Source organism: Bradyrhizobium tropiciagri (assembly GCF_001189845.1).
Lineage (GTDB): Bacteria > Pseudomonadota > Alphaproteobacteria > Rhizobiales > Xanthobacteraceae > Bradyrhizobium > Bradyrhizobium tropiciagri.
On sequence record NZ_LFLZ01000032.1, the window covers coordinates 1 to 26868 of the forward strand.

Sequence of the window (26868 nt, forward strand, 5' to 3'; positions counted from 1 at the left end):
GCGCAAGCAGGGACCCATACGCCGCGGCGGATGTGGTGAATGGGACTCGTCGTTCCAACATCGCGCACCAACAACCGTTCGTGGTTATGAGTCCCTGCTTGCGCAGGGACGACACTGAGTATGTTGCGCGGCCGGTGAGTCGAACGCTCGCATTCTCGCGACATGATTTGTCCGAGTCTTGCATCTCGTTTCGCCGCTCCGAAAGCAGAGGGCGCAGGGAAAGCCGGGTGCCGATCGCACCCATGGGTCCCGCGTAATGAAAAGCGCGGGAGGTAGGACCACAGGTGTAACCGGGAACAACCCGGCTTTCCCTGCGCGATGGTTTTACCGGCTTACTTCGTGCTCTCCCCGGCGAGACTGGGCTTGCTTGTCACCGCCTTCGCAAAATGCTTTCGCACCTTGCGACGGACACCTGCCGCTAGGGCGTCAGGACCACATGACTTCACCGTCCGCCTCAATCACGCGTCGTCTGTCGTGACCTCGGCGTCCACCGCATCTCACCGCAACACTCCTGACGATGCGCATGACGATGCGCAGCGCCCCTCGATCGGGTGAGACGGGCGAACCATACATTGAGTTTCCCTTCCGGTAAACCGAAATATTTTCCTGCCGGGGCTTGCCATGTCGGGCAACTCAGTGCGCCGCTTACCGTCATCACGATACGGGAAGGCTCCCTTGGAGCGCCTGCCGGTCTCGGAGCCGTGAAAAACCGAGAGTGCTGGCCGCAGACTGCAGCGGGCCATCTATCGAAGGCCCTGCTGCGCGGGCGTCACTCCACTTCCTGGACGACCGTACGGGTCTCGGGATCGACCAGCATCACGCGTTCGCCGGAATATACGTAACGATACTTGGTCAGCGACGGCCCCCAATCGGCTGGCACAGCTTCGAGTTCGACATCGCGCGGCACGGGCGATCCAACGACAATCTTCTCCCGCGTCTCGACGGGTCGGATCTTGTGCTCGGTGACGTAGCTGTGGATCCGCGTGCGATATTCCGGCTCGATCTGAATGACCGCGGTGTGCCCGGCTCCCGTTGTGGTAACCCTGTCTTGAGCGAATGCGCTCGTCGACGCCGCCAGAGCGACGGCGGAAATCAGCAGCAGCTTCTTCATGGTGTCCTCCTCGCCGCTCCATGCGGCGTTTCGAGAACCCTTCAAGGATAGCAAATGTTCCTATTGGGACTGCCGGTGCTGTCGCTCGACTCCGATCCCACGCGGCGTTCTCGCTAGTTTCGAAACACGAGGCAGCGCCCACCGATTGCCTCCAGTCGCGCGCAGAGCTGGTTGGCTCGCTCGCGGGAGGTCTCGGCGACCCGAAGCAGATACCAGGTGGCCGAGCCAGGCCCGGCCATATGCGATCTCAGAACAAGCGGCGCGCGATCGCCGAGCACGGATGCAAACCGCTTCTGCAATTGCTGGTAGTCGGCGAGCACCCTTGATTGCGACGGGCCGCCGGCCAATTGAAGGCCCCAAGGTCCCCACGCAGCTTGCTGCGCAATTGTCGCGGGCTCTTTTGGGCTCGCGGGCAATGCCCTGACGACATGCCGCGCACGATGTCGCCGCAGGCCATGGCGGCATCCGTGTGGACGCGATCCTCGACCGAACCCTGCGCCCATTCCTCGGCCGACTTGCCGGTAATGATCCTGACATAGGCGCGCGTTTCGCCCGGCAGGTTGCCGCGTCCCGCCAGCCAATCCTGAACACGCCGTGGGTCGCCATTGTAGGCGGCCGCCGCGAGGCCAAGATTACCGAACTGCGCGCGCAGCTCGCGGAGCCAGCGCGCCGATTCCTGCAACGCGGGTAACGGCTCGAACGGATCAGCCAGACCGCGCCAGCGCGCAGTTCCGGGCATGAACTGGGCAATGCCCTGGGCGCCAGCCCGGCTGACCGAGCCGGCATCGAAATTGCTCTCCTGCCAGATCAGCCGGGCGAAGAAATCCGGCGGCAGGCCGTTCCTTAATGCAGTCTCCTCCAATGCCTTGCAATATTGTTGCGGCCCATCGAGCTTTGGGTCCGGTTGCAGTGGCGGCGGAGACGGAGAGGATGCGGATTGACGCTCCAATGCCGATCGATCGGCCTCCGCGTTGTTCTCTCCGATATCCGGCTTCGGACGAGATGTTTCCGCCTGCGCCGGCTCGGCGCGTTGCGCGGCCGGCGTCACCGCCGGGTTGCCGACCGGTTCGGCGCCTGCGACGCGGACGAGCAGCAGAAGACAGGCCGAGGCGATGGCCGTTCGTGGAAATCGATGAATCCGCCACGGCCCGAAACTCGACTGCATGAAGCGATCATCAAAACGGAGACGTGTCCGCCCGGATCATAGCATCGGCACCGCTCGGCGGGCAGAGAATTTGGATGGGATCCGCAGCTCCGTCGCGCGGATGCGGCCACCTAGTGGTCGGACAGGCTGCCGACGATCGAGGCGCGGCGGGACAGCTCGATCCAGTTGCCGTCGGGATCGAGGATCATGGAAATCCGCGCGACCTCGCCGAGCGTCACCGGCGCGAGGCCTTCGCGCACGCCCTTGGCGCGCAGTTCCTCATGCACGGCGTCGATGTCGGCGACCTGCAAGGTGATGTAGCGCCAGCCGCGCGCCTGCCGAGTTTGATCGACGCTTGCGGCGCGATCTTCCCTGAGCAGGATCAGGCTGTCGCCGAGGCGAAACGCTGGGCCGCCCGACCATGATTGCTCGGCGAAGCCGAGGACATCGCCGTAGAACCTGCGGTGCGCGGCGAGGTCGCGCACCGCCATTGCGACGGCGATCCCGGTGATGCCGTCATGTCCGGGTGCGACCAGACAAACGCTGTTGCCGTCGGGATCGGCCATGCGCTGCGGCGCCGTAACGCCCTCGCGCGCAACGATCAGCTCGCGATAGCCGCTCGGTGCCGCATCAGGCAGCGGCTCGACATGATGGTTGAGCTTGATGACTGAGCCGTGCGCGTCGTGCCGATACTGCTTCTGCCCGCGCCGAATCGGCAGCACATGATCGAAGCGGAGCCCGGCATCCTGCTGCCAGAAATGCAGCATCGGCTTGAGATTGTTCGTCGAGAGGCCGATGTCGATCACATTCTTCGCGAGTTGCATTTGCCTGCCGCCCTCACACATAGTCTCCGCAACGGACCCGACTAGCTATGCGAGGATCAGGTCACTACGCAAGCACCAACGATCCGCGATCCTGAAGCTGTTGCTTTTCGCGGGTCGGCCGGCTGGCCGAGGCGCCCGTTTGGAGATTGTTGTATTGGCGCATTTGACGCGTTCTCTTCACGCGAACGGGTGTCCACTTCCTTCGAAAGCGCTCTAAGATCACTCGATGCAGTGAGGACCGAAATGCCTGCGAGCCTCGTTCAGACCTTTCGCGCTTTTGCCTACAATAATGCCTGGGCCAATCATCGCCTGCTCACGGCATGCGCCGGTCTCAGCCAGGCGGAGTTCGCGGCGGCGCGGACCGGGTTCTTCCCGAGCCTGCAGGCAACACTGAACCACATCCATGTCATCGATCTCTTCTATGTCGATGCGCTCGAGGGTGGCTGGCTCGGGCCGGCGGCATGGGCCAATGAGGTGCCCCACCCGTCGGTCGCGGCGCTGCAAGCCGCGCAGGCTGCGGTCGACCGGCGCCTGATCGCGCACTGCGAGGCGCTGACGGCCGGGCGGCTCGATGACGTCGTCAAGGTCAATCGCGATACATCGGTACAGACCGAGCGGCGCGACCGCCTGCTGATGCATCTGTTCCAGCATCAGATCCATCATCGCGGCCAGGCTCACGCGATGCTGTCCGAAACCACGGTCAAGCCGCCGCAGCTCGACGAATTCTTCGCCGCCGGCGAGGCCCCGCTCCGGGAAGCCGAGTTCACGGAGCTCGGCTGGAGCGAGGCCGCCGTGTGGGGCGGCTGAGGACGAGGTTCCGCTCACAATGGCCGTGCGGAGGGGTTCCCAATTCGGAACGAGGTCTTGAAACGGCCCGTCGCCACGCTCACCTGACGGTGTAACGTGGGGAACTCAGTACATGCCTTTTGCCAATCACCGGGGCCAGCGCATCCATTACACCGTCGAAGGATCCGGGCCGCTGATCGTGCTGCAGCACGGCCTGCTGCTCGACGCCGCGAGCTGGAAGCAATGCGGTGTGGTTGACGCGCTTGCCGATCGCTTCCGCGTGGTCTGTGTCGATTCGCTCGGACACGGCTTGAGCGACAAGCCCGCCGATCCCGAATTCTACGATCAGGCGCAGCGCGCCGGCGACATCGTTGCCGTGATCGACGATCTCGGCGACGAGCGCGCCCATGTGGTCGGGCATTCGATGGGCGGCTGGGTCGCGGTCGGCGTCGCCCGGTTTTCCCGGCGCGGCTGGCATCGCTTGCGATCGGCGGCTGGGACTTTCTCACCGGACTGCCGCGCGGCAATGCCGGCCCGCTGACCTATGGCGCCTTCATCACCTTTGCCCGTCGCACGGTGCCCGAGCTTGCCGAATGGGTGACGCCCGATCTCGAAGGCGGCGTGCGGGCCTGCTTTGACGCGCTCGGCCAGGTCGACGGCGCCAGGGACGCCGTGCTGTCCTCGCGCGTGCCGGTGCTGCTGTGGAACGGACAGGACGACGGACCGCATGCGCCGATGCAGCGTTTTGCCGCAGAGAACGGCCTGTATGCGATGTCGGTCCCGGGCGATCATCTCGGCGCGCTCTTGCAGCACGGCGCAGCGATCGGCCGCGGCATCGGCTCGTTCGTCGGGCGCGGCTAAACGGGCTCCGGCATCCCTGCGAGCAGCTTGTCGAGCGTGATCGGGTATTCGCGTACACGGACGCCGGTCGCATGATGAACCGCGTTGGCGACCGCGGCCGCGACGCCGCATATGCCGAGCTCGGCGACGCCCTTGGCCTTCATCGGCGAGGACATCGGATCGGTCTCATCGAGGAAAATCATGTCCTGGTGTGGAATGTCGGCATGGACCGGCACCTCATAGGCGGCGAGGTCGTGCGTGGCGAACAGGCCGTGACGCTTGTCGACCACCAGGTCTTCCATCAAGGCCGCGCCGACGCCCATGGTCATCGCGCCGATCACTTGGCTGCGGGCCGCCTTCGGATTGAGGATGCGGCCCGCCGCGCAGACCGCGAGCATCCGCCGCACGCGGATCTCCGCGGTGTCCGCATCCACGCCGACCTCGACGAAGTGAGCACCAAAGGTCGATTGCTGGTAGGTCTTGGCGAGATCGCCGTACTCGATGGCGTCCTCCGCCACGAGATCGCCTCCGGCTGCCGCCTGCGCCAGTGACACGCTGCGATTGCCGGACCGAACCAGGCCGTCGGCAAATACCGCCTCCGCGGAATTGAAGCCGAGCTTCTGCGCAATGGCCTCGCGCAGCTTGACGCAGGCCGCATAGACGCCGGCAGTGGAGTTGTTGCCGCCCCATTGCCCGCCCGAGCCGCACGACACCGGAAAGTCGGAATCGCCGAGCCGAACCGAGATCTCCTCGAGCGGCACACCCATCATCTCAGCGGCGGTCTGCGCGATGATGGTGTAGGAGCCGGTGCCGATATCAGTCATGTCGGTTTCGACCGTCACCCTCCCCCGCCGGTCGAGACGAACGCGCGCGGCCGATTTGGTCACGAGATTGTTGCGGAAGGCCGCGGCAACGCCCATACCGATCAGCCAGCGGCCGTCGCGGACCTGGCCCGGTTTCGGATTGCGCTTGCTCCAGCCGAACCGCGCGGCGCCCTCGTTCAGGCACTGCACGAGCTGACGCTGGGAAAAGTGCCGCTGCGGATGCTCCGGATCGACCTGGGTGTCGTTCGTGATGCGCAGCGCGACTGGATCGATGCCGAGCTTGTCGGCAAGCTCGTCGACCGCGATCTCGAGCGCCATCATGCCGGAGCTTCGCCGGGCGCGCGCATCGCGTTGCCCTCGGGCAGATCGAGCGCGGCGAGCCGCGTCGCCGTCATCCGGTTGGCGCCGGCATAGAGCAGCCGCGTCTGGCTCACCGCCATCTCGGGCTCGCCGCCGCTGACATTGCCGGACCAGCTTTCGTGGCCGATCGCGGTGATCCTGCCGTCACGCTCGGCGCCGATGCGAATGCGCTGGATCGTGGCTGGACGATGCGTCGTGTTGTTGAACATCAGCGGGCGTTGCAGCGCCACCTTGACCGGACGGCCTGCCGCGCGCGCCCCGAGCGCGGCGAGCAGCACGTCGGCGCGCAGGAACAGCTTTCCGCCAAAGCCGCCGCCGATATAGGGCGACACCAGACGGACGTTCTCCCAGGGAATACTAAGGGTCTTCGCCATATCCTCCGCGCCCCAGGCGATCATCTGGTTGGAGGTCCAGACCGTGAGCTTGTCGCCATCCCAGGCCGCGATCGACGCGTGCGGCTCCATCATCGCGTGGCTCTGATCGGGCGTGGCGTAGGTGGCATCGAGTTGCACCGGCGCCGCCGCGAAGGCGGCGGCAAAATCGCCGACCGCGGTGTCGGCCGGGCCGCCGAACGACGGATGCGGTGTAATGGCCTTGTCGCGCCCGGCGGCAAGATCGAACCGGCCGTCACCCTTCACGTAATCGATGCGGACCAGTTGCGCCGCGGCACGGGCCTGCTCGAACGTTCCGGCGACGACGATGGCGACGGCCTGATGGTAATGCGCGATCTCGGGTCCGCCGAGCAGCGGCGCCGCGTTGCGTTCGCCCTTGCCGAGCTTGCCGGCGTTCTCGGCCGTGACGATGGCGAGCACGCCGGGCGCCCCCTTTGCCGCCTCAAGATCGATCGCCGCGATCCGGCCTTTGCCGATGGCGGATCCGATCACGTAGCCATAGGCCTGGTTGGCCACGACGTCGTGTCGTTCATAGGCGTAAGGCGCGGTGCCGGTGGTCTTTAGCGGTCCTTCGATCCGGCTGGTCGGATGGCCGATCACCTTGAGCTGGTCGATCGGATTGAAGGTGGCGGGATGTTCAAAACGCATGATCTAAGCCCTTGATCTTAGCCCCTGGCCTCGCGCAGCACCGCCGCCAGCGCTCGCTCGGCGAGTGGCAGCTTGTACGCATTGTCCTTGGTCGGCTTTGCATCGGCGAGCAGCCGCGCCGTGACGGCCTTGGCGCCACGCGGCAATTCGGCTTCCGCCGCCTCGACCCGCCACGGCTTGTGCGCGACGCCGCCGAGCGCGACGCGGCCGGTGCCGTCGCCCTGCACGATCGCGGCAACAGAGACCAGCGCGAACGCATAAGAGGCACGATCGCGCACCTTGCGATAGGCTTGCGTGCCGCCGACAGGTTTCGGCAGCGCCACCGCAGTGATCAATTCACCGGGTTGCAGGGTGGTTTCGATTTCCGGACTGTCGCCGGGCAGCCGATGCAGCTCCGCGATCGGGATGCTGCGCGCGGCGCCGTCCGGCCGTACGGTCTCGACCACGGCGTCGAGCGCGCGCATTGCCACCGCCATATCGCTCGGATGGGTCGCGATGCAGGCCTCGCTGGCGCCGACCACCGCATGCTGCCGGCTGAAGCCGCCGATCGCGGCACAGCCGCTGCCGGGCTTGCGCTTGTTGCAGGGCAGATTGGTGTCGTAGAAATATGGACAGCGCGTTCGCTGCAACAGGTTGCCCGCGGTCGTCGCCTTGTTGCGCAGCTGGCCGGAGGCGCCGGCGAGCAGCGCGCGCGACAGCACGCCATAGTCGCGCCGTACGCGGGCGTCCGCCGCCAGATCGGTGTTGCGGACCAGCGCGCCGACCCGCAAGCCGCCATCGGCGGTGTCCTCGATCCGGTCGAGCGCAAGGCCGTTGACGTCGATCAGATGCGCCGGCGTCTCGATCTCGAGCTTCATCAGGTCGAGCAGATTGGTGCCGCCGGCAATGAACTTGGCGTTCGCGGTGCCGGCGGCAGCAGCGGCGGCTGCGCCCGGCGAGGTGGCGCGCTCATAGCTGAACGATCTCATGCGCTCCTCCCGGCGACCTCGCTGATCGCCTCGGCGATGTTGGAATAGGCGCCGCAGCGGCAGATGTTGCCGCTCATGCGCTCGCGGAGTTCGGCATTGGTCAATCGCACCGGCGCGTTGAGGTCGGCGGTGACATGGCTCGGGATGCCGGCCTTGACCTCGGCCAGCACGGCGACCGCAGAGCAGATCTGGCCGGGCGTGCAATAGCCGCATTGATAGCCGTCCTGCTCGATGAACGCCGCCTGCAGCGGATGCAGCCCGTCCGGCGTGCCGAGACCCTCGATCGTCGTGATCTCGTCGCCCTGATGCATCACGGCGAGCGTCAGGCAGGAATTGATCCGCCGCCCATCGACGATCACCGTGCAGGCGCCGCATTGGCCGTGGTCGCAGCCCTTCTTGGTGCCGGTCAAGTGCAGGTGCTCGCGCAGGGCATCAAGCAGCGTGGTCCTGGTGTCGAGCTCGAGCTGATGGGTTTCGCCGTTCACGTCAAAGGATACTCGCGTCATCACGGGCGCTCCGGTCGCAGCAGGTTGGGCGGCCGCAGGCCGCGGCGTCGCGATCGACGACGCCGCAAGCGAGGCGGCTCCCACAATCAACAGATGGCGCCGGGATAGTTCCAAACGTCCGGAGATCTGCATGCTGCTCTCCCTTCACGTGTCACGCCGAGCCGCGCCTGGCGAGGGGAACCGGCGATTCTCGCGCGCACCTGCCGGTCCATCGAGTGAATGCCCCGGCCCGCGGAATGTTTCTCGCGGTCGCCTGAACTCCTTGCGAGCGCTGCCGATCGTGGCGCGGGTCAGACTTGCACGGTGCCGGCCGGGCATGGCAAAATCCGGTTAACTGCCCTGCGCTGTTCTCATGCGCGCGCAAGGGGAAAAGCGATCCAGAACGCGCCTGAACCCTTGGGGCCTGCACGGGATGATGTAGGATAGCGGTCACGACCTCCACCGGCGACGATGCCGGCCGACCCTGGGACCGCTTGATGACCGCGCATGTCATAGTCACCGACGAAGCCGCCACACGCGTGATCCGGCTGCGCAGGCCCGAGAAGAAGAACGCGATCACCCAGGAGATGTTTCGCGCGATCAGCGACGCGATCGACAAGGCACAGAACAATCCGAAGATCCGCTGCCTGATCATCACCGGCGGCTCCGGCGTGTTCACCGCCGGCAACGACATCGAGGACCTGCTCGCGCAGGGCACCTCGACCGGCGAGACACCGCCCGCCTCCGATCTCGTCAAATTCCTGTATTCATTGGCCCACAATGTGAAGCCGATCATCGCCGCCGTCGACGCGTCGCGATGGGCATCGGCACCACCATGCTGTTTCACTGCGACTATGTGCTGGCCAGCAAGACCGCCCTGTTCTCGACGCCGTTCTCAAATTTCGGCCTGGTGCCGGAAGGCGCCTCCAGCCTGTTGATGCCGCGCATGATGGGCCACCAGCGCGCCTTCGCGATGCTGGTGATGGGCCGCACCATGTCGGCCGACGACGCCCGCGTCGCCGGTTTCGTCAACACCGTGGTGGCACCGGGCCATGCCGAGGTCGAGGCGCACAAGGTGGCGCGCGAGATTTGTGCGCTGCCGGCGGACGCAGTTGCGACCTCGCGGCGGCTGATCCGGCTGCCGCCCGAGGACGTCACCCGCCGCATCGAGCAGGAGAACCATTTGTTCAGCGAACGGATGCGCTCCAAGGAGGCGATCGCCGCCTTCAAGGCGTTCATGGCGCGCCCCAAATATTGAGCGAAGCGTCGGGATTGAAACGAAGCGTCGCAAATTTGTAGTGGCGTCGCGCCATGATCGTGTGTTCCATGATTGTGTAAGCCTTGGACAGGTCATGAGACAACCTCGCCCCACTCCCCTCGCCGCGCTCTGCGCGCTTGGCCTCGCCGCAACCGGCCCTTGCCTGGCGCAGGGCGTCGCGCCGGACGAGTTGCGCATTCTCGCGATCAACGATTTCCACGGCTATCTGCGGCCGCCACCCGGCGGCATCCGCATCACCGATCCCGCTGATGCGACCAAGAGGATCATGGTGCCTGCCGGCGGATCAGAGCGGGTCGCCACCGTGGTCAAGCAACTGCGCGAAGGCCACAAGAACAATATCTTCGTCGCGGCCGGCGACCTGATCGGCGCGAGCCCGTTTCTGTCGGCGATGTTTCATGACGAGCCGACCATCGAGTCGCTCTCGATGATGGGGCTTGCGATCTCCTCGGTCGGCAATCACGAATTCGACGAGGGCAAGGACGAGTTGCTGCGGATGCAGAATGGCGGCTGTCACCCGGTTGACAAGTGCCAGGGGCCGCACCCCTTCACGGGCGCCAAATTCCGCTATCTCGCCGCCTCCACGATCGACAAGGCCACCGGCAAGACCGTGTTTCCGCCCTACGAGATCAAGGAATTCGACGGCATTCCGGTCGCCTTCATCGGCCTGACGCTGAAGAACACGCCCAACCTGGTGTCGCCGGCCGGCGTCGCCAGCCTCGAATTCCGCGACGAGGCCGAGACCGTCAATGCGTTGGTTCCCGAGTTGAAGGCGAAGGGCGTCGAGGCGATCGTGGTCCTGATCCACGAAGGCGGCTTTCCGACCGGCGACTACAATGAATGCCCCGGGATCTCCGGGCCGATCATCGACATCGTCAAGAAGTTCGATCGCGCGGTCGACGTCGTGATCTCCGGCCACACCCACCAGGCCTATGTCTGCGAGATCGACGGGCGGCTCGTCACGTCAGGCGACAAATACGGCACGCTGGTCACGGCGATCGATCTGCAGCTCGACCCGAAGAGCCATGACGTGATCAGCGCCAAGGCCAACAACACCATCGTGAAGATCGGCGGCACCGCCAAGGATCCCGAGCAGAGCGCGCTGCTGGAATCCTATGACCGGCTGGCCGCGCCGATCGCCAACCGCGCGGCCGGCTCGGTCACGGAGACGCTGTCGCGCACGCCCGGCGAGACCGGCGAGAGCGTGCTCGGCGATATCGTCGCCGACGCGCAGCTCGCAGCGACCGCTTCGGAGCCGAATGGCGGCGCGGTGATCGCCTTCACCAACCCGGGCGGCGTGCGCACCGACATCGTTAAGCGCGAGGACGGCGCGGTCACCTATGCCGACATCTTCGCAAGCCAGCCGTTCCGCAACCAGCTGGTGACGATGACGCTTAGCGGCAAGCAGCTAAAGGACGTGCTGGAACAGCAATGGGCCGACCCGAAGCGGCCGCGCGCCCTGCAGGTCTCGAAAGGCTTTGCCTATGCGTGGGATGCGAGCAAGGGTGACGGCGCGCGCATCATCGCCGCACGGATGTCGCTCGACGGCAAACCGATCGACCCGGCCGCGAGCTATCGCGTAACCGTCAACAACTATCTCGCCGAAGGCGGCGACGGTTTCACCGTGTTCAAGGAAGGGACAGCGCAGCAGTTCGGCATCTACGACGTCGATGCGCTCTATGCCTACTTCAAGGCCAACAGCCCGGTCGGCCCGGCGGCCGGCAAGCGGATCGAGCGAATCAATTGAGCTAAGTGCGGGCGTTGGAACACCCGCCTATCTCCGTCATTGCGAGCGAAGCGAAGCAATCCATCTGTCCGCGTACGCGGTTACATGGATTGCTTCGTCGCTTCGCTCCTCGCAATGACGGCCAAAGGGTCGCGCTTTTTTGCCTTCCCTGCTGTCCCGAAAAGGTGAGGACCGGGTCATAGCGGGCCCTTTCCGCTGGGCCGGTAACCGCCTACATTAGAGCGTCCTCGCACGCGCCTCCATTGCGCCGGGAATTTGCATGACACTGCTTCTGACGCACTCCGCCTGCCTCGATCACCTGACCCCACCCGGACATCCCGAACGCCCCGACCGGCTGCGTGCGGTTGCCGAGGTGCTCGGCGAGGACCGCTTCAAGGCGCTGGTGCGCGACCTCGCGCCGGAAGGCGACCTCGACACCGTGCTGCTCTGCCATGGCGAGCACTATGTCGGCGAACTGCGCCACATCGCGCCGACCTCGGGCATGATCTATATCGACGGCGACACCTCGATGTCGCCGGGCACCTGGGAAGCCGTGATGCGCGGCGTCGGCGGCGCGGTGGCCGCCACCGATGCTGTCATGGAGGGCAAGCACCACAACGCCTTCGTCGCGGTGCGCCCGCCCGGGCATCACGCCGAGAAATCGACGCCGATGGGCTTCTGCTTCTTCGACAATGTCGCGATCGCCGCACGCCACGCGCAGCGCAAATACGGCATCAAGCGCGCCGCGATCATCGATTTCGACGTCCATCACGGCAACGGCACGCAGGACATCTTCTGGGCCGATCCGACCGTGATGTACTGCTCGACGCACCAGATGCCGTTATTCCCCGGCACCGGCGCTTCAGGCGAGCGCGGCGAGCACGACACCGTCGTCAACGCACCGCTCGCGCCCGGCGACGGCGGCGCCAAATTCCGCTCCGCCTTCGAGAACCTGATCCTGCCGCAGCTCGAGAAGTTTTCTCCCGAACTCGTCGTCATCTCGGCGGGCTTCGACGCCCATCACCGCGATCCCCTGGCCTCGATCAATCTGACGGGGGAGGATTTCGGCTGGGTCACCCGCAAGCTGATGGACCTCGCCGAGAAGAGCGCCGGCGGCCGCGTCGTCTCCGTGCTGGAAGGCGGCTACGACCTCGAGGGCCTGAAAGAGTCGGTGGCATCTCACGTCACCGCATTGATGGGCGCCTAAATCCCCGCCACAATACGCCCGCAAAAATTCGATTGATTCTGCGCCGGGGCAAGCATGGCCTGCGACAGGTCATGTTTGGACGACAAGATCCGATCACGGTCTGATCGGCGCACTGGGAACACATAATGGCCGAAAATACTCAAGCCGACGTCAAGAAGCTCTCCTTTGAACGCGCGATCGAGGAACTCGAATCGATCGTCAAGCGGCTCGAGGACGGCAAGGTCCCGCTTGAGGAATCGGTCGCGATCTACGAGCGCGGCGAGGCATTGAAGCGACGCTGCGAGGAATTGCTGCGCCAGGCCGAAGCCCGCGTCGACAAGATCACCACCGACGCCTCGGGCCAGCCGAACGGGACCGAGCCGCTCGACGTGCAGTAGCGCCACCGACCGCCGCGACCATGCGACAGGATGTCCGCCACGGCGGGCAATTGTTGCTGCGTATTTCCGTTGATCGATCACGCCGCGAGGGTGACCGCGGCGACCGGTGCGGCCGCGAATCCGGCCGTTCCGGACCGGCCGGTTGCCGCTAAAATGGCCAAATTGGAACCCGCCCCAAGCCCCAACCATTGAAAAGTCTAGGTTTTTCAAGACGGCGCATAGGAACCCTGCGCCGCCTATCGGGTTGGCTTTGGTTACGGCTTTGGTGTAATGCTTCCAGTTCTATGGGCATTTGAGGATGGCGGGCGGCCCGATTTTTCGGGCGGCATCCATCTCAAATGGTTCGACAAAACTGAACCGGGACGGGTGAAGAGCGACCAAGGTGATGCGTATCACGTGGTCCAATCCGGAGTGAATCTAGGCTTACAACCAGGCACGGTCTGCCGGGGCGGCACCCAGTGTCTGGCTTTCGCTGCGCGATGTGCGCGCCAACCCATCTCGCGTCGGGCGGTTCGTTCCGACAGGCAAAAATTGGAAATTCGCTGTGACCACATTTAGTAAAACGCCGCTTCTTGACACTATTCACACGCCCGATGACCTGCGCAAGCTGAAGGTCGAGCAGGTACGGCAAGTTGCCGACGAGCTCCGCCAGGAAACCATCGACGCCGTGTCGGTGACCGGCGGCCATTTCGGCGCCGGCCTCGGCGTGGTCGAACTGACCACCGCCATCCACTACATCTTCGACACCCCGCGCGACCGCCTGATCTGGGACGTCGGCCACCAGGCCTATCCGCACAAGATCCTGACCGGTCGCCGCGACCGTATCCGCACCCTGCGCACCGGCGGCGGCCTCTCCGGCTTCACCAAGCGCACCGAGAGCGACTACGATCCGTTCGGCGCCGCGCACTCCTCGACCTCGATTTCGGCCGGCTCGGCATGGCCGTGGCGCGCGACCTCTCCGGCGGCAAGAACAACGTTATCTCCGTGATTGGTGACGGCGCGATGTCGGCGGGCATGGCCTATGAGGCCATGAACAACGCCGGCGCGATGAATTCGCGCCTGATCGTGATCCTCAACGACAACGACATGTCGATCGCGCCGCCGGTCGGCGCGATGAGCGCCTATCTGTCGCGCCTCTACTCCGGCAAGACCTACCGCTCGCTGCGCGAGGCCGCCAAGCAGATCAACAAGCGTCTGCCGAAGATCCTCGCCAACCGCGCCAACCGCGTCGAGGAATATTCCCGCGGCTTCATGATGGACGGCGGCACGCTGTTCGAGGAGCTCGGCTTCTATTATGTCGGCCCGATCGACGGTCACAATCTCGACCATCTGCTGCCGGTGCTGAAGAACGTCCGCGACATGGAGACCGGTCCGATCCTGGTCCACGTCGTGACCCAGAAGGGCAAGGGCTACGGCCCGGCGGAGGCTTCCGCCGACAAGTACCACGCCGTCGTCAAGTTCGACGTCGCCACCGGCACCCAGGCCAAGGCCAAGCCGAATGCGCCGGCCTACCAGAACGTGTTCGGCCAGAGCCTCGTCAAGGAAGCCCAGAAGGACGACAAGATCGTCGCCATCACCGCGGCGATGCCGTCGGGCACCGGCGTCGACATCTTCAACAAGGCGTTCCCGGACCGCACCTTCGACGTCGGCATCGCCGAGCAGCACGCGGTGACCTTCGCCGCGGGCCTCGCCACCGAAGGCTACAAGCCGTTCTGCGCGATCTATTCGACCTTCCTGCAGCGCGGCTATGACCAGGTGGTCCACGACGTCGCGATCCAGAGCCTCCCGGTCCGCTTCGCGATCGACCGCGCCGGCCTTGTCGGCGCCGACGGCGCGACCCATGCCGGTTCGTTCGACAACGCCTATCTCGGCTGTCTGCCGAACATGGTGATCATGGCCGCCGCCGACGAGGCAGAAATGGTCCACATGGTGGCGACCCAGGTCGCGATCAACGATCGTCCGAGCGCGCTCCGCTATCCGCGCGGCGAAGGTCGCGGCATCGAGATGCCGGAAGTCGGCGTTGCCCTGCCGATCGGCAAGGGCCGCATCATCCGCGAGGGCAAGAAGGTCGCGCTGCTGTCGTTCGGCACCCGCCTCGCCGAGTGCGAGAAGGCGGCCGACGAGCTCGCCGCCCACGGCCTCTCCGCCACGATCGCCGACGCGCGCTTCATGAAGCCGCTCGACGAAGAGATGATCATGAAGCTCGCGCGCGACCACGAGATCCTGATCACCATCGAGGAAGGCTCGATCGGCGGCTTCGGCTCGCATGTCATGCAGTTCCTGTCCGACAATGCGATGCTGGACAGCGGCATGCTCAAGTTCCGCTCGATGATCCTGCCCGACGTGTTCCTCGACCACGACACGCCGGCGGCGATGTATGCCCGCGCCGGCCTCGACGCCAAGAGCATCGTTGCCAAGGTGTTCGAAACCCTCGGCAAGGACTACAAGACCGAGACCGTCAAGCTCGCGTAATCGCCTTCCACCTCTCCCCGCCGGGGAGGGGTCGGATCGCGAGCGATCCAGGTGAGGGGGTGAGGTCCCATGAAAGTGCATAACCCCTCACCCGCGCCTCCAGCGCGACCTCTCCCAATGGGAGAGGTTTCAGTCGATCTTGTCCTGGGCAAGTCCATGAGAATCTATCTGGCAGGTCCTGACGTATTCCTGCCGGATGCCGTGGAGATCGGCCGCCGCAAGGCGGAGGTTTGCGCCTATCACGGGCTGACCGGGCTGTACCCGCTCGACAACAGCATCAATCCCACCGTCGCCGGCGCCTCGCTCACCATCTTCAAGAGCAACGAGGCGATGATGGAGTCCGCCGACGCCATCATCGCCAATTTGACGCCGTTTCGCGGCCCCAGTGCCGACGCAGGCACCGTGTACGAACTCGGCTACATGGCGGGACGCAGCAAACTGTGCCTCGCCTATTCGAACGATCCCACGTCCTACGCCAATCGCGTGGCGCGGCTGAGCCAGGTCGTGCCGGCATCCGACGGACGCCTGATCGACGCGGAGGGGCTGACGGTGGAAGAGTTTGGATTGCCTGACAATCTGATGATGATGCACGCGCTCGATTTGCACGGCAGCCCGCTGGTGACGCCGCGGGAGCCCGCGGCCGACCTCTGGCACGACCTTACCTCCTTCGAGGCCTGCGTGCGGCTCGCCGCCGCGCAGCGCCGGCAGAGCGCCAAGTGAGCAAGTAGGTGAGCAAGTAAGTGAGCAAGCAGTGACCAAGGCGGGCGACAACGACAATAGCGCATCCGCCGGCAAGCGCATCGACGTGCTGCTGGTCGAACGCGGCCTGTTCGAGAGCCGGGCGCGGGCGCGCGCCGCGATCGACGCCGGCCTCGTCACCGCCGACGGCAAACCGATTGCGAAGGCGTCCGAGATCGTCGCCCCCGGCGCCACGCTCACGGCCGAGCCGGCGCATCCCTATGTCTCGCGCGGCGGCGTCAAGCTCGCCGGCGCACTCGAGCATTATCCGATCGACGTCGAGGGCCATGTCTGCCTCGATGTCGGCGCCTCGACCGGCGGGTTCACCGAAGTGCTGCTCGCCAATGGCGCGAGCCTCGTGTTCGCCATCGATGTCGGCCACGGCCAGTTGCATCCCTCGCTGCAGGGCCATCCGAAGATCGTCTCCATGGAGGAAACCGACATCAGGAACTACGAGGGCAAGCGACTGCCGGCGCGGCCCGATATCGTCGTGATCGATGTCAGCTTCATCTCGCTGAAGCTGGTGCTGCCGGTGGCGCTGTCGCTGGCGGCGGCTCCGATGCATCTGCTGGCGTTGATCAAGCCGCAGTTCGAGGCGGCCCGCAAGCACTCCAAGCGCGGCGTCATCCGCAACGCGATGGTACACCAGGATATCTGCGACGATATCGCAGCCTTTGCCGCTTCGCTCGGCTGCACCGACATCGAGGTGTTTCCGTCATCGATATCGGGCGGCGACGGCAATATCGAATTCTTCCTCGCGCGCGCGCGTGGCTGAGCTCGTCACCATCGATCATGTCGGCCACCGCGGCGACGGCGTCGCGATCGACGGATCGCAGTCGATCTTCGTGCCCTATACACTGGCCGGTGAAACCGTCGAGGTCGAGGACGTCCCCGGCAATCATCCCGACCGGCGGCGGCTGGTCCGGGTGACGCAGGAAAGCCCGGAGCGGATCGCGCCGTTCTGCCCGCATTTCGGCATCTGTGGCGGCTGCGCGATCCAGCACTGGAACGAGGCGCCCTACCACGCCTGGAAGCGCAACATCGTGATGGAGACACTGGCGCAGGCGAAGATCGCGACCGAGGTCGCGCCGCTGCGCGACGCCCACGGCGCCGGCCGCCGCCGCATCACGCTGCACGGACGCATGGGCACCCATGAAGTCCTCAAGGTCGGCTTCGCCGCTGCCGGCTCGCACGACATCATCCCGGTCGATCGCTGTCCGATTCTCGATCCCGTGCTCAACGGCGCGCTCGAGGCAGCCTGGGCCACGGCCGAGCCACTGATCTCGATCGGCAAGCCGCTCGACATCCAGGTGACGGCGACCGCGAACGGCCTCGACATCGACGTGCGCGGCTCCGGCGCACTGCCGACCAGCCTGATCACCACCTTGTCGCGGGTCGCCGAGAAACACCACCTGGCGCGGCTGACGCGGCACGGCGAGCTGGTGCTGCAGCGCGGCTCTCCCGAGATTGCGATCGGCAAGGCCAAGGTGGTGCTGCCGCCGGGCTCGTTCCTGCAGGCGACCGTCAAGGGCGAGGAGACGCTGGCGGCGCTGGTTCGCGAGCATTGCGGACGCGCCAAGCACATCGCCGATCTGTTCTGCGGCGTTGGCCCGTTCGCGCTGCGCCTCGCGGAGAAGGCGCGCGTCGCGGCCTTCGACAGCGACGCCGGTGCGATCACGGCGCTGCAGAAGGCCGCGCAATCAACGCCGGGGTTGAAGCCGCTCAAGGCCGAGGCGCGCGACTTGTTCCGCCGCCCGCTGATGCCGCAGGAGCTGCGCGACTATGACGCCGTCGTGTTCGATCCGCCGCGGCAGGGCGCGCAGGCGCAGGTCACCCAGCTCGCGGCGAGCAAGGTGCCGGTGATCGTCGCGGTGTCCTGCAATGCAGCGACATTTGCGCGCGACGCAAGGATCCTGATCGATGGCGGCTACAAGATTGCTGATGTCACACCGGTCGATCAGTTCCGCCATACGCCGCATGTCGAGCTGGTGGCGCGTTTCGCACGCTGAGGCATCGTTGCGCCTATCGCAGCGTGCGGTGGTCTCGCTATAATCCGCCTCGCATGTCCCACGATCCGCTGCTTGCGCGCATCATTCCCGTTCTCGCTGCTGTGCCCGGCGTTGCGGCGGCTCGCGGGCGCGCGGCACGGCGCATGACGCCTCTGATTACGATCTCGGCCTCTACTACCGGGATAGCGCGGCTCTCGATATCGATCGGTTGCGCGCGGCAGTCACGGGCCTGGTCGACGATTCCGCTGCCGTGAATGTGACACCAGTCGGCGAATGGGGACCGTGGATCGTCGGCGGCGCCTGGCTCGCGGTCGGCGGCCGCAAGGTCGACCTGCTCTACCGCAGCATCGAGCAGGTCACGGCCGTTATCGATGCCTGCCGCAACGGCGAGATCAGCATGCACTACCAGCCGGGCCATCCGCACGGCTTCTGCTCGGCGATCTGGATGGGCGAGATCGCGCTATGCCGTGTCCTGCATGATCCCGGCGGCCTCGTCGCGGCGATGAAGGCGAGGACCGCACCCTACGCGCCGGCGCTGCGCGATGCCCTGGTGCGGCGCTTTCAATGGGAAATCCTGTTCGCGATCGAGAATGCCGAGCTTGCTGTGCCGCGCGGCGACACTACGCACGTCGCCGGTTGCGCCTATCGCGCGCTGGCCTGCGTCGCGCAGGTGCTGTTTGCGCTGAACGGACAGTATCTGATCAACGAGAAGGGCGCGCTGGCGCAGGCTGCGAATTTTCCGGTGACGGTCCGGGACCTCGCCGCGCGCGTCGCCGAGGTCTGGCTGCGGATTGGCGCTGCGGACTACGCCGCCGCGTTGCAGGCGCTGCGGATGCTGGAGAGTGAGCTGCGGGACAAATCGGCAGAACCGTAGGATGGGTAGAGCGAAGCGAAACCCATCAAGCTGCGACCGCGCGGAGAAGGGATGGGTTTCGCTGCGCTCTACCCATCCTACGCAACGCTACCGTCCCCAGCGGTCCTGCCAGATCTTCTCGCCGATCGTGCAGCTGACCCGCGGCTCCTTCTCGGCGGTGCGCACGACCGGGCGCTCGGGGGTGCGGCCGGCGACTTCGAGCAGCAGCTTGGTGCGGATTGCTTCCTTGAATTTCTCGCGGTCCTTGATCGTCACCACGAAGGAGCCGGGCCCGCCGATCACGCAGTCCTCGTAGTAGTAGTCGAGGTTCTCGATATCCATCGTCGAGTAGGACGGCTCCTTCACCATGATCGGCAGGCCGTTGATGACGATGCCCTTGTCGAGCGCGGCATCGCGCGCCGGCGTGATCGGCGTGCCGTTGTTGTTGGGCCCATCGCCGGAAATATCGATCACGCGGCGAATACCGCGATGCGGATTCTCGTCGAACATCGGGATCGCGAAATAGATCGCGCCCGAGATCGAGGTGCGCGAGGCGCGGCGCACCGGCGTCTTCATGATCTCGGCGGAGACCGCGTCCGCCGATTCAGGGCCGTCGATCACCCGCCAGGGAATGATCACCTTCTGGTCGTTGGAGGCGGCCCATTCGAAATAGGTGATCGAGATCTTGCCGTTCGGGCCGGCCTTCAGCGCCTGCAGGAAATCCTTTGAAACGATGGCCTGCGCATAGCCCTCGCGCTGGATCGCGAGCTCGTCCATGTCCATCGAATAGGAGACGTCGACCGCGATGATCAACTCGATGTCGACGCTCGGTGTGGATTCCTTTTCAGCGACGCGATGGCCCACCTGGGTTCCCGGGCTGGGCGCGGCAACACCGGCCACATCGCCGCTGGCCAACATGCCCGCGACAAGCACCGCTCCGATCGAGACATACCAGCGCATTGCGGCCCTCCCGTCGTGTCCCGTTATGGTGACATGCAAATCAGGCGGCGAAAAGCGCAGATATCATCTGTCCTTCACATTCAGGTTAGAGCCCTGCAAGTTAGGCGCCTACAGGTTGGACATCACGCATGAGGCGACATGCGCCGTGCCGCTGCCGCAATGACGCCGTGCAAATCGAACGGTTCCAAGACATGCCGGAAGACGGTAGTCTTACGGAGCAATCGCGAGGGAGTGCGATGCCCGATACTGTCGTCAAGCCGAAAACCAGGACGAAGACCAAGGTCGAGCGGCCGCGCCTGCACAAGGTGATCCTGGTCAACGACGACTACACGCCGCGCGAATTCGTCGTCACTGTGCTGAAGGGCGAATTCCGCATGACCGACGACCAGGCCTACAAGGTGATGCTGACCGCGCATCAGCGCGGCGTCTGCGTGGTCGCGGTTTTCACCCGCGACGTCGCGGAGACCAAGGCGACGCGCGCCACCGACGCCGGCCGCGCCAAGGGCTATCCGCTGCTGTTCACCACCGAGCCCGAGGAATAGCGCGCCAGCGCCAGTTTGCCGCAGGCCTTGCCGCGCATTTTATCGATCGCAGCCACCCCTGCTTTAGGGATCGCATGGCACGTACGCGGCATGTCCGTCGCGCTGCGCCAACAATTGTCCCTGCGGAAGACCCGACCGGAAACCTCGTTCGGTCCGTTCCGCCCCCTGCCCGCTTTGCCCTGGCTCGTCATGGCGACGGCGATACGGATCGTCGCCTACGGCAAGCCCGGCCTGATGTTGCCCGCGATGGTGCTGACCGATGCTTGCGTGTTGCTCGCCTTCTTCGCGACGGCGCGGGACTCGATCCAGGCTTCCGGAGGCCGGTCGTCGCTTGGCGAACTGACGCTCGGAGAACAGATCAGGTTGTCGCTGTCGATCTGGTGGCGGATCACGCTCGTGATGGCGGTGGCGGCGATCGGAACCTCCGCGATCGGCTTCACGTCGTTCGCACCGAACCTGATGGCCGGCTCGATGGCATGGCTTTCGATCAATTCACCCATCTCGGCCGGTTCTGGAGTGCGGCGATCGCAGCCCTGGTGCTGATGATCATCGTCAACGCCGAAGGCAATGGCGGCCGCGTCGCGCTGTTTGCCGCCGTCAGGGACCTTGGCCGGCACGCGCTCTGGCTTGGCGCAGCGGTGCTCGTGCTTGGCGCGATCAACGTTGCGCTCGGCTACGGGCAGGAACTGGTGCGCACCGCGATCTGGCAATTCTGGCAGACATCGATGGTGGGCCAGCCGATCAAGAACCTGATCTACGTCGTCTTCATCTTTGGCTTCGCGATGCTGCGGCTGTGGATCACGCTATCGATTCTGACCTTCGGCCTGAAGCAGTCTTACGCGCGCGGCGGCTAGTCTCCTCACCGCTCCGCCGGCTGCGCGAGCTGCGCCCGCTGGCTCAGCGCGATGTCGGCGACGACCGCGCCCATCACCAGCGCGCCGCCGATCAGGGCGCGCAGCGACGGCACCTCGGCAAACGCCAGCCACACCCAGAACGGCATCAGCGGCGTTTCGAGGGTTGCGATCAGCGACGCCTGCGCGGACGGCAGGAATCTCGAGCCGACCGTAAACAAAGAGAGGCCGAGCCCGACCTGGCATGCACCGAACATCGCGAGCACGCCGAGATCGGCACCGCTGACCGCGCCGATGCCGAGCCCCAGCGGCAGGCTAACGGCGCTGCCGAGGAAGTTCGAGAGCGCCGCGGCTGCTATCATCGGCGTGCCCCTGTGCCGCCGGATCACCACCGTCATCAGCGAGATCGAGAGCACCATCACGCAGGCAAGCCCGATGCCCCTGTAATCCGTGATGCCCCGGGCGCCGCTGACGGTGATGGCGACGCCCGCGAGCGCGACGAGGCTCGCCAGCAATGTGCCCGGGCGCACCCGCTCGCGCAGCCAAAGCCAGGCGATCGCAGCGGCTGCAAACGGCTGCATCGCGATCAGGATCGCGACATTGGCGACGCTGGTCAGTTGCAGCGCCGGAATGAACGTCACCATGCCCAGGGTCGAGAGACCGGCCACCAGCCATCCGCTCAACGGCATCGCGACGAGATCGCGCGCGCCGCGCCGGCCTTGCGTCGCGACCAGGAACAACACGATCGCGCCGCCACCGAACAGCCCGCGCCAGAACAGGATGGTCCAGGAATCGAAGTGCAGCAGCCGGGTAAAGAACGGCGCGGTGCTCCAGGCGGCCGCGGCCGCCACGACCAGCGCAATCCCGGTGCGATGCTGCGCGTCCGTGTCAGTCACGACACACCGATGCTAGCTGGCCGCCGCAATCGGCGCTTCGTCGAACAGGCCATAGACCCGTTCCGCCTTCGAGAACCCCGCGATCGGAAACTCGCCGAGATCGCTCCAGCCGCCGTCGTGGATGCCGGCGAAGCGCTCGGACGCGACGACGGTGCGGCCGAGCCGGCCGGCGATCTTCTCCAGCCGCGCGGCGAGATTGACCGCCGGGCCGATGCAGGTGAAGTCGAGCCGGTTGCCGCCGCCGATATTGCCGTAGAGCACGCGCCCGAGATGCAGCGCGACCCCGAAGCGGAAGCGCTCGACGGCGTCACCATTGGCAAATTGCAGCGCCTCGACGCCGGCGCGGGATGCGCGCGCAGCCTCCAGCACCCGGGAGCAGACCTGCACCTCGTCGCCGAGATATTCGTCGACCGGAAACACCGCGAGCAGGCCGTCGCCCATGAATTTGAGCACCTCGCCGCCATGCTCGCGGATCGCGGTGACCTGGCAATCGAAATAGAGGTTGAGGATCTCCACGACGGTCTCGGGCGGCAAACGGTCCGACAGCGCGGTGAAGCCGCGCAGATCCGAGAGCCAGATCGCGGCATCCATCGTGTCGGCATGGCCGCGCCGGATCTGGCCGCCCATGATGCGCTCGCCGGCCCGGTTGCCGACATAGGTGTCGAGCAGCAGCGTGGCGGTGCGGCGCAGCGTCACGATCTCGATGTAGCGCGCCAGCGGGACAGTGATCGAGCGGATCGCATCGAGCTGCTCGTCGGTGAAGCCACCCGGCTGCCGCGTGGTCCAGCTCGAGGCGTTGGCGAAGCCGTCGGTGTAAACCAGCGGCACGGCGATATAGTCGGTGACACCTTCCGCCTGGAGATCCACGACGATTGGAAAGCGCTTGCTGGCGGGATCGTCCAACCGCGCGCGCACCTCAACACCTTGTCTGAAGACGATCGACAGGGGGCTGACGGCAAATTCCGGGGAGTCCAGGATGTTGTGATCGACGGTGCCGGTTTCGACCTCGGCACCCTGCTTCCAGAAGAAATGGCGGCCGTAGATCTCGGGATGCAGCGTGCGCACGAAGACGCCGACGCGCCACAGCGGCAGGCCGGCCCGCACCAGCCGTTCGCAGCACTCCGCCATCATCTGCGGCGGGGTCGGCGCCGACCGCGCGCCGCCGATCATCCATTCGATGATGTCCCGAAGCTCCGACGCGTTCATGGCAGTCCCCAAGGCGGTCTGGTACCGCCATTATATAGGGGATCAGCGCCCGGTCTGCCCGCGGTCGCGCAGAAAATGATCGGCCAGCACGCAGGCCATCATGGCCTCACCGACCGGCACGGCCCGGATGCCGACGCAGGGGTCGTGGCGGCCCTTGGTCAGGATGTCGGTATCGGCGCCCTTGCGGTCCACGGTCCGGCGCGTGGTCAGGATCGATGAGGTCGGCTTGACCGCAAAGCGCACCACCACCGGCTGGCCGGTCGAGATGCCGCCCAGCACGCCGCCGGCGTGGTTGGACAGGAAACGCGTTCCGTTGTTGCCGGTCCGCATCTCGTCGGCATTCTCTTCGCCTGACAGTTCGGCGGCGCCGAGCCCGCGCCGATCTCGACGCCCTTGACCGCGTTGATGCTCATCATCGCCGAGGCCAGATCGCTGTCGAGCTTGGCGTAGATCGGCGCACCGAGACCGGCCGGCACGCCTTCGGCAACGACCTCGATGACCGCGCCGATCGAGGAGCCGCTCTTCCTGATGCCGTCGAGATAGCTCTCGAAGAACGCCGCCTTATCCTTGTCGGGACAGAAGAACGGGTTGTTGGCGATCTCGTCCCAGTCCCACTTCTCGCGGTCGATCTTGTGCGGCCCCATCTGCACCAGCGCGCCGCGCACCTTGACCCCGGGCAGCACCTTGCGCGCGACCGCGCCGGCCGCGACGCGGGTCGCGGTCTCGCGTGCGGAGGAGCGTCCGCCGCCGCGATAGTCGCGCAGGCCGTATTTCGCTTCATAGGTGAAGTCGGCATGGCCGGGACGGAACTTGTCCTTGATCTCGGAATAATCCTTCGAGCGCTGGTCGGTGTTCTCGATCAGCAGCGCGATCGGCGTGCCGGTCGTGACCTGCACGCCGCTTTCCGGATGCGCCATCACGCCGGACAGGATCTTCGCCGCATCCGGCTCCTGGCGCTGGGTGGTGAAGCGCGACTGGCCCGGCCTGCGGCGATCGAGGTCGTGCTGGATCTCCTCGACCGTCAGAGGGATCATCGGCGGGCAACCGTCCACCACGCAACCGATCGCAACCCCATGGCTCTCGCCGAAGGTCGTGACGCGGAACATATGGCCGAAAGTATTGAAGGACATGGCGTGTCGTAACGCGCGGGGTCGGCAGCGTCAAACGGGTTTCATGACCCCAAAGACGTGGCCGACCAGGTGCCTTTAACTATATTTCTGCAGGCCCGCCGTGCCGAACACGTAGACCGCGCCCTGCTCGATCGTGAGGTCGGCCGCCGAGGCCGCCGTCTCGAAGCCGAGCGCAACCATCAGCGCCCGCGCCGTGCCGCCATGGGCGACGGCGACCGTGTCTGACGTCACCGAACCGTACCATTCGGTCATCCGCGCCTGCACGTCGACATAGCTCTCGCCGCCCTCCGGCGCGACCTGCCACTTCTCGGCCAGGCGGCGCGCATAGACGACGGGGTCCGCGGCCTGCGCCTGCGCCAAGGTCGAGCCCTCCCAGGTCCCGTAGGCGATCTCGCGCAGCCGCGCGTCGAGCGCGTAATCGCCCGGCGGCAGGCCAAGCTCGGTGCGCACCAGCTCCATGGTCGCGCGCGCCCGGATCAGCGGGCTTGCGACGAATGGCAGCGTCGTCTTGTCACGGCCATCGCGCGCCAGGAGATCGGCGAGGATGCGGCCGGCATGCACCGCCTGGGCACAGCCGCGCTCGTTGAGGGCGATGTCCTGCACGCCCTGAAGCCGGCCTTCGGCGTTCCACGAGGTTTCGCCGTGGCGGATGTAATAGATCGTCGGCACCGGCATTCCCGTAACGGCTGGTCCCTGTTGAGCGAGCTGTCGGGCGCCTGACCCAAGACTTCCGCGCTTCGGCTTCCACGCTTCGAATTTTTTCGGCTCGGAGGTACACCAGCACTTCGGCTGGCGACAAGCCCAAATCGGCCGCAGCAGAGGCGCACTGCGCGCAGGTCGGCGCGACCGGAATAGGCACGTCGTTTGGGTGTTATGTTTGACAAGGCGGCCATCGCCGCGACCATCGAAGACCGGATGCATGACCGCGTTTCGTCAAAGTGTCGAAGCCATGATTCCAGCGCTCCGCCGCTATGCGCGCGCGTTGGTGCGTGACACGGATATCGCCGACGACCTGGTACAGGACACGCTGGTGCGCGCGCTGCGCTCGGAGCGGCTGTTTCTCGGCGGCGACGTCAGGAGCTGGCTCTACACGATCCTGACCAATCTGAACAAGAACCGGCGGCGTTCGCTGGCGCGGCGGCCGGCCTTCATGCCGCTGCTCGACAACAATGCCGACGCCAGCGGCACCGAGGCCGAGGGCCGCGACATCGAGCGTGCGCTGTCGACGCTGGTCGAGGAGCAACGCTCGGTGCTGCTGCTCGTGATGCTGGAGGGCATGAGCTACCGGGAGGTGGCCGACATCCAGGGCGTGCCGATCGGCACGGTGATGTCCCGCCTCGCCCGCGCGCGCGCCCATGTGCGGGCCTCGATCGAGGGCCAGCGCCCGGCGCTGAGGCGGGTGAAATGATAATGTGCGCGATGGCAGACGTTACGATGAGCGATTTTCGAACAAGATTTGGCAGAGACGACTGATATGACCGACCCGAACATTCCCGTCACCGAAGACGAGCTGCACGCCTACGTCGACAACGAGCTGCCGGCCGAACGCCGCGGCGATGTCGAGGCGTGGCTCGCCACCCATCCCGACGACGCGGCACGGGTGCAATCATGGCGCGCGATGGCCGAGACGCTGCATGCGCGCTACGACGGCGTACTGGACGAGGCGGTGCCGAAGCGGCTCGAGCTCGAGCGGCTGGTGCGTCAGCCGCGCCGCTGGGTCTATGGCGCGGTAGCGGCGACGCTTGCCGCCTTCATCGCCGGCGGCGGCGTCGGCTGGATCGCGCGCGGCGCTACGGCTGCGCCCTCGACCTTCCAGAGCTTCACGCTCGATGCGCTCGATGCGCACCGGCTCTACGTGGTCGAGGTCCGCCATCCGGTCGAGGTGCCCGGCAGCGAGCGCGACCATCTGCAGCAATGGCTGACCAAGCGCTGCGGCTGGGACGTCCGCGCCCCCGACCTCAGCGGGCTGAAGCTGGTCGGCGGCCGCCTGCTGCCGGGGCCGAGCGGGCCGGCGTCGTTCCTGATGTATGAGAGCACGTCCGGTGAGCGCTTCACGGTCTACACCGCCAAGGCGAAGACCGAGGCGACCCAGATGCGCTACGCCGCGCAGGGCAGCGACGGCGCGCTGTTCTGGGCCGATCGCGGCGTCGCCTATGTCGTCAGCGGCGGCACCGACCGCACGCGCCTGACCCAAGTCGCGCAGGCGGTCTACGACCAGATGGAGAAGAACGGCGGCTGATCTC

At 65.9% G+C, this 26868-nt stretch carries 25 protein-coding genes and 4 pseudogenes; 17 read left to right on the top strand and 12 right to left on the bottom strand.

Annotated elements, in window-relative coordinates; genetic code table 11:
- Window positions 1-769: 769 nt before the first annotated feature.
- The 4 genes from AKN84_RS23910 to AKN84_RS23920 form a co-directional block, all read right to left on the bottom strand.
- Entirely contained in the window at window positions 770-1111 is a 342-nt protein-coding gene (locus AKN84_RS23910; RefSeq protein WP_050423057.1) for a DUF1236 domain-containing protein, read from the bottom strand.
- 113 nt (window positions 1112-1224) lie between these two features.
- Window positions 1225-1431, bottom strand: a complete 207-nt coding sequence (locus tag AKN84_RS50755; RefSeq protein WP_430649925.1) for a hypothetical protein — start codon at window positions 1429-1431, stop codon at window positions 1225-1227.
- On the bottom strand, window positions 1359-2276 hold the full coding sequence (locus AKN84_RS23915; RefSeq protein WP_050423058.1) for a lytic transglycosylase domain-containing protein: 918 nt from the start codon (window positions 2274-2276) through the stop codon (window positions 1359-1361). Before AKN84_RS23915 ends, AKN84_RS50755 begins: the two co-directional genes overlap by 73 nt.
- A gap of 110 nt (window positions 2277-2386) precedes the next feature.
- The gene (locus tag AKN84_RS23920) at window positions 2387-3079 is read right to left on the bottom strand and encodes a VOC family protein (RefSeq protein WP_050423126.1); all 693 of its coding nucleotides are present in this window, start codon (window positions 3077-3079) and stop codon (window positions 2387-2389) included.
- A gap of 243 nt (window positions 3080-3322) precedes the next feature.
- Between AKN84_RS23920 and AKN84_RS23925 the strand changes: the two genes are divergently transcribed.
- From AKN84_RS23925 to AKN84_RS49270, 3 genes are all read left to right on the top strand, one after another.
- Window positions 3323-3886 carry a DinB family protein gene (locus AKN84_RS23925; protein WP_050423059.1) on the top strand — a complete coding sequence of 188 codons (564 nt, stop codon included), beginning with the start codon at window positions 3323-3325 and terminating at the stop codon, window positions 3884-3886.
- Between the two features lie 112 nt (window positions 3887-3998).
- Window positions 3999-4406, top strand: a complete 408-nt coding sequence (locus AKN84_RS49265) for an alpha/beta fold hydrolase (RefSeq protein WP_244485451.1) — start codon at window positions 3999-4001, stop codon at window positions 4404-4406.
- Window positions 4407-4441: 35 nt separating this feature from the next.
- Window positions 4442-4726, top strand: coding sequence for a hypothetical protein (locus tag AKN84_RS49270; RefSeq protein ID WP_244485453.1), 285 nt, complete (start codon window positions 4442-4444; stop codon window positions 4724-4726).
- Here AKN84_RS49270 and paoC read toward each other — a convergent pair.
- The 3 genes and pseudogenes from paoC to paoA form a co-directional block, all read right to left on the bottom strand.
- Window positions 4723-6929, bottom strand: a pseudogene (gene paoC / locus AKN84_RS23935) (aldehyde oxidoreductase molybdenum-binding subunit PaoC). The gene AKN84_RS49270 and the pseudogene paoC overlap by 4 nt on opposite strands.
- A gap of 17 nt (window positions 6930-6946) precedes the next feature.
- Entirely contained in the window at window positions 6947-7897 is a 951-nt protein-coding gene (locus tag AKN84_RS23940; RefSeq protein ID WP_050423060.1) for an FAD binding domain-containing protein, read from the bottom strand.
- The gene (paoA, locus tag AKN84_RS23945) at window positions 7894-8535 is read right to left on the bottom strand and encodes an aldehyde dehydrogenase iron-sulfur subunit PaoA (RefSeq protein ID WP_050423061.1); all 642 of its coding nucleotides are present in this window, start codon (window positions 8533-8535) and stop codon (window positions 7894-7896) included. Before paoA ends, AKN84_RS23940 begins: the two co-directional genes overlap by 4 nt.
- A gap of 344 nt (window positions 8536-8879) precedes the next feature.
- Here paoA and AKN84_RS23950 point away from each other — a divergent pair.
- From AKN84_RS23950 to AKN84_RS23990, 9 genes and pseudogenes are all read left to right on the top strand, one after another.
- Window positions 8880-9640, top strand: a pseudogene (locus AKN84_RS23950) (enoyl-CoA hydratase-related protein).
- Between the two features lie 94 nt (window positions 9641-9734).
- The gene (locus AKN84_RS23955; protein WP_050423062.1) at window positions 9735-11405 is read left to right on the top strand and encodes a bifunctional metallophosphatase/5'-nucleotidase; all 1671 of its coding nucleotides are present in this window, start codon (window positions 9735-9737) and stop codon (window positions 11403-11405) included.
- Between the two features lie 259 nt (window positions 11406-11664).
- Window positions 11665-12591, top strand: a complete 927-nt coding sequence (locus AKN84_RS23960) for a histone deacetylase family protein (RefSeq protein ID WP_050423063.1) — start codon at window positions 11665-11667, stop codon at window positions 12589-12591.
- 125 nt (window positions 12592-12716) lie between these two features.
- Complete coding sequence (locus AKN84_RS23965) at window positions 12717-12968, top strand: exodeoxyribonuclease VII small subunit (RefSeq protein ID WP_050402357.1); 252 nt, start codon at window positions 12717-12719, stop codon at window positions 12966-12968.
- A gap of 544 nt (window positions 12969-13512) precedes the next feature.
- Window positions 13513-15440, top strand: a pseudogene (dxs, locus tag AKN84_RS23970) (1-deoxy-D-xylulose-5-phosphate synthase).
- A gap of 156 nt (window positions 15441-15596) precedes the next feature.
- Entirely contained in the window at window positions 15597-16160 is a 564-nt protein-coding gene (locus AKN84_RS23975; RefSeq protein WP_050423064.1) for a nucleoside 2-deoxyribosyltransferase, read from the top strand.
- A 31-nt stretch (window positions 16161-16191) separates the two neighbouring features.
- The gene (locus AKN84_RS23980; protein WP_050423065.1) at window positions 16192-16953 is read left to right on the top strand and encodes a TlyA family RNA methyltransferase; all 762 of its coding nucleotides are present in this window, start codon (window positions 16192-16194) and stop codon (window positions 16951-16953) included.
- A complete protein-coding gene (locus AKN84_RS23985) occupies window positions 16946-18187 on the top strand; it encodes a class I SAM-dependent RNA methyltransferase (protein WP_050423066.1) in 1242 nt (413 codons plus the stop codon). Before AKN84_RS23980 ends, AKN84_RS23985 begins: the two co-directional genes overlap by 8 nt.
- Before the next feature lie 250 nt (window positions 18188-18437).
- Entirely contained in the window at window positions 18438-19061 is a 624-nt protein-coding gene (locus AKN84_RS23990) for a DNA polymerase subunit beta (protein ID WP_244485455.1), read from the top strand.
- 87 nt (window positions 19062-19148) lie between these two features.
- Here the strand turns inward: AKN84_RS23990 and AKN84_RS23995 are convergent, their stop codons facing one another.
- Window positions 19149-20000, bottom strand: coding sequence for a DUF1194 domain-containing protein (locus AKN84_RS23995; RefSeq protein ID WP_050423067.1), 852 nt, complete (start codon window positions 19998-20000; stop codon window positions 19149-19151).
- 236 nt (window positions 20001-20236) lie between these two features.
- Between AKN84_RS23995 and clpS the strand changes: the two genes are divergently transcribed.
- Genes clpS through AKN84_RS49280 form a run of 3 tightly spaced genes read left to right on the top strand, consistent with a single transcriptional unit; the run spans window position 20237 to window position 21396 of the window.
- Entirely contained in the window at window positions 20237-20542 is a 306-nt protein-coding gene (clpS, locus tag AKN84_RS24000; protein ID WP_021076758.1) for an ATP-dependent Clp protease adapter ClpS, read from the top strand.
- Between the two features lie 15 nt (window positions 20543-20557).
- Window positions 20558-21085, top strand: a complete 528-nt coding sequence (locus AKN84_RS49275) for a hypothetical protein (protein ID WP_244485457.1) — start codon at window positions 20558-20560, stop codon at window positions 21083-21085.
- Window positions 21019-21396, top strand: coding sequence for a hypothetical protein (locus AKN84_RS49280; protein ID WP_244485459.1), 378 nt, complete (start codon window positions 21019-21021; stop codon window positions 21394-21396). The genes AKN84_RS49275 and AKN84_RS49280 overlap by 67 nt, the downstream gene beginning before the upstream one ends.
- Window positions 21397-21401: 5 nt before the next feature.
- On the opposite strand, the gene AKN84_RS24010 is transcribed toward AKN84_RS49280, so the two are convergent.
- The 4 genes and pseudogenes from AKN84_RS24010 to AKN84_RS24025 all read right to left on the bottom strand — a co-directional run bounded on the left by AKN84_RS24010 (window position 21402) and on the right by AKN84_RS24025 (window position 25300).
- On the bottom strand, window positions 21402-22289 hold the full coding sequence (locus AKN84_RS24010) for a DMT family transporter (protein WP_050423068.1): 888 nt from the start codon (window positions 22287-22289) through the stop codon (window positions 21402-21404).
- A gap of 12 nt (window positions 22290-22301) precedes the next feature.
- On the bottom strand, window positions 22302-23495 hold the full coding sequence (locus tag AKN84_RS24015; RefSeq protein WP_050423069.1) for an adenylate/guanylate cyclase domain-containing protein: 1194 nt from the start codon (window positions 23493-23495) through the stop codon (window positions 22302-22304).
- A 42-nt stretch (window positions 23496-23537) separates the two neighbouring features.
- Window positions 23538-24625 (bottom strand): annotated as a pseudogene (aroC, locus tag AKN84_RS24020) (chorismate synthase).
- A 75-nt stretch (window positions 24626-24700) separates the two neighbouring features.
- Window positions 24701-25300 carry a histidine phosphatase family protein gene (locus tag AKN84_RS24025; RefSeq protein ID WP_050423070.1) on the bottom strand — a complete coding sequence of 200 codons (600 nt, stop codon included), beginning with the start codon at window positions 25298-25300 and terminating at the stop codon, window positions 24701-24703.
- A 244-nt stretch (window positions 25301-25544) separates the two neighbouring features.
- Between AKN84_RS24025 and AKN84_RS24030 the strand changes: the two genes are divergently transcribed.
- A complete protein-coding gene (locus AKN84_RS24030) occupies window positions 25545-26033 on the top strand; it encodes a sigma-70 family RNA polymerase sigma factor (protein WP_050423071.1) in 489 nt (162 codons plus the stop codon).
- A gap of 66 nt (window positions 26034-26099) precedes the next feature.
- On the top strand, window positions 26100-26864 hold the full coding sequence (locus AKN84_RS24035; protein ID WP_050423072.1) for an anti-sigma factor family protein: 765 nt from the start codon (window positions 26100-26102) through the stop codon (window positions 26862-26864).
- The last annotated feature ends 4 nt before the right edge of the window (window positions 26865-26868 follow it).

What these genes read in the sequence shown, in the direction of transcription:
- AKN84_RS23910 (WP_050423057.1), bottom strand. Translation starts at nt 1,111, where the DNA reads ATGAAGAAGCTGCTGCTGATTTCCGCCGTCGCTCTGGCGGCGTCGACG.
- AKN84_RS23915 (WP_050423058.1), bottom strand. Translation starts at nt 2,276, where the DNA reads ATGCAGTCGAGTTTCGGGCCGTGGCGGATTCATCGATTTCCACGAACG.
- AKN84_RS23920 (WP_050423126.1), bottom strand. Translation starts at nt 3,079, where the DNA reads ATGCAACTCGCGAAGAATGTGATCGACATCGGCCTCTCGACGAACAAT.
- AKN84_RS23925 (WP_050423059.1), top strand. Translation starts at nt 3,323, where the DNA reads ATGCCTGCGAGCCTCGTTCAGACCTTTCGCGCTTTTGCCTACAATAAT.
- AKN84_RS49265 (WP_244485451.1), top strand. Translation starts at nt 3,999, where the DNA reads ATGCCTTTTGCCAATCACCGGGGCCAGCGCATCCATTACACCGTCGAA.
- AKN84_RS23940 (WP_050423060.1), bottom strand. Translation starts at nt 7,897, where the DNA reads ATGAGATCGTTCAGCTATGAGCGCGCCACCTCGCCGGGCGCAGCCGCC.
- paoA (WP_050423061.1), bottom strand. Translation starts at nt 8,535, where the DNA reads ATGCAGATCTCCGGACGTTTGGAACTATCCCGGCGCCATCTGTTGATT.
- AKN84_RS23955 (WP_050423062.1), top strand. Translation starts at nt 9,735, where the DNA reads ATGAGACAACCTCGCCCCACTCCCCTCGCCGCGCTCTGCGCGCTTGGC.
- AKN84_RS23960 (WP_050423063.1), top strand. Translation starts at nt 11,665, where the DNA reads ATGACACTGCTTCTGACGCACTCCGCCTGCCTCGATCACCTGACCCCA.
- AKN84_RS23965 (WP_050402357.1), top strand. Translation starts at nt 12,717, where the DNA reads ATGGCCGAAAATACTCAAGCCGACGTCAAGAAGCTCTCCTTTGAACGC.
- AKN84_RS23975 (WP_050423064.1), top strand. Translation starts at nt 15,597, where the DNA reads ATGAGAATCTATCTGGCAGGTCCTGACGTATTCCTGCCGGATGCCGTG.
- AKN84_RS23995 (WP_050423067.1), bottom strand. Translation starts at nt 20,000, where the DNA reads ATGCGCTGGTATGTCTCGATCGGAGCGGTGCTTGTCGCGGGCATGTTG.
- clpS (WP_021076758.1), top strand. Translation starts at nt 20,237, where the DNA reads ATGCCCGATACTGTCGTCAAGCCGAAAACCAGGACGAAGACCAAGGTC.
- AKN84_RS49280 (WP_244485459.1), top strand. Translation starts at nt 21,019, where the DNA reads ATGGCTTTCGATCAATTCACCCATCTCGGCCGGTTCTGGAGTGCGGCG.
- AKN84_RS24015 (WP_050423069.1), bottom strand. Translation starts at nt 23,495, where the DNA reads ATGAACGCGTCGGAGCTTCGGGACATCATCGAATGGATGATCGGCGGC.
- AKN84_RS24025 (WP_050423070.1), bottom strand. Translation starts at nt 25,300, where the DNA reads ATGCCGGTGCCGACGATCTATTACATCCGCCACGGCGAAACCTCGTGG.
- AKN84_RS24030 (WP_050423071.1), top strand. Translation starts at nt 25,545, where the DNA reads ATGACCGCGTTTCGTCAAAGTGTCGAAGCCATGATTCCAGCGCTCCGC.
- AKN84_RS24035 (WP_050423072.1), top strand. Translation starts at nt 26,100, where the DNA reads ATGACCGACCCGAACATTCCCGTCACCGAAGACGAGCTGCACGCCTAC.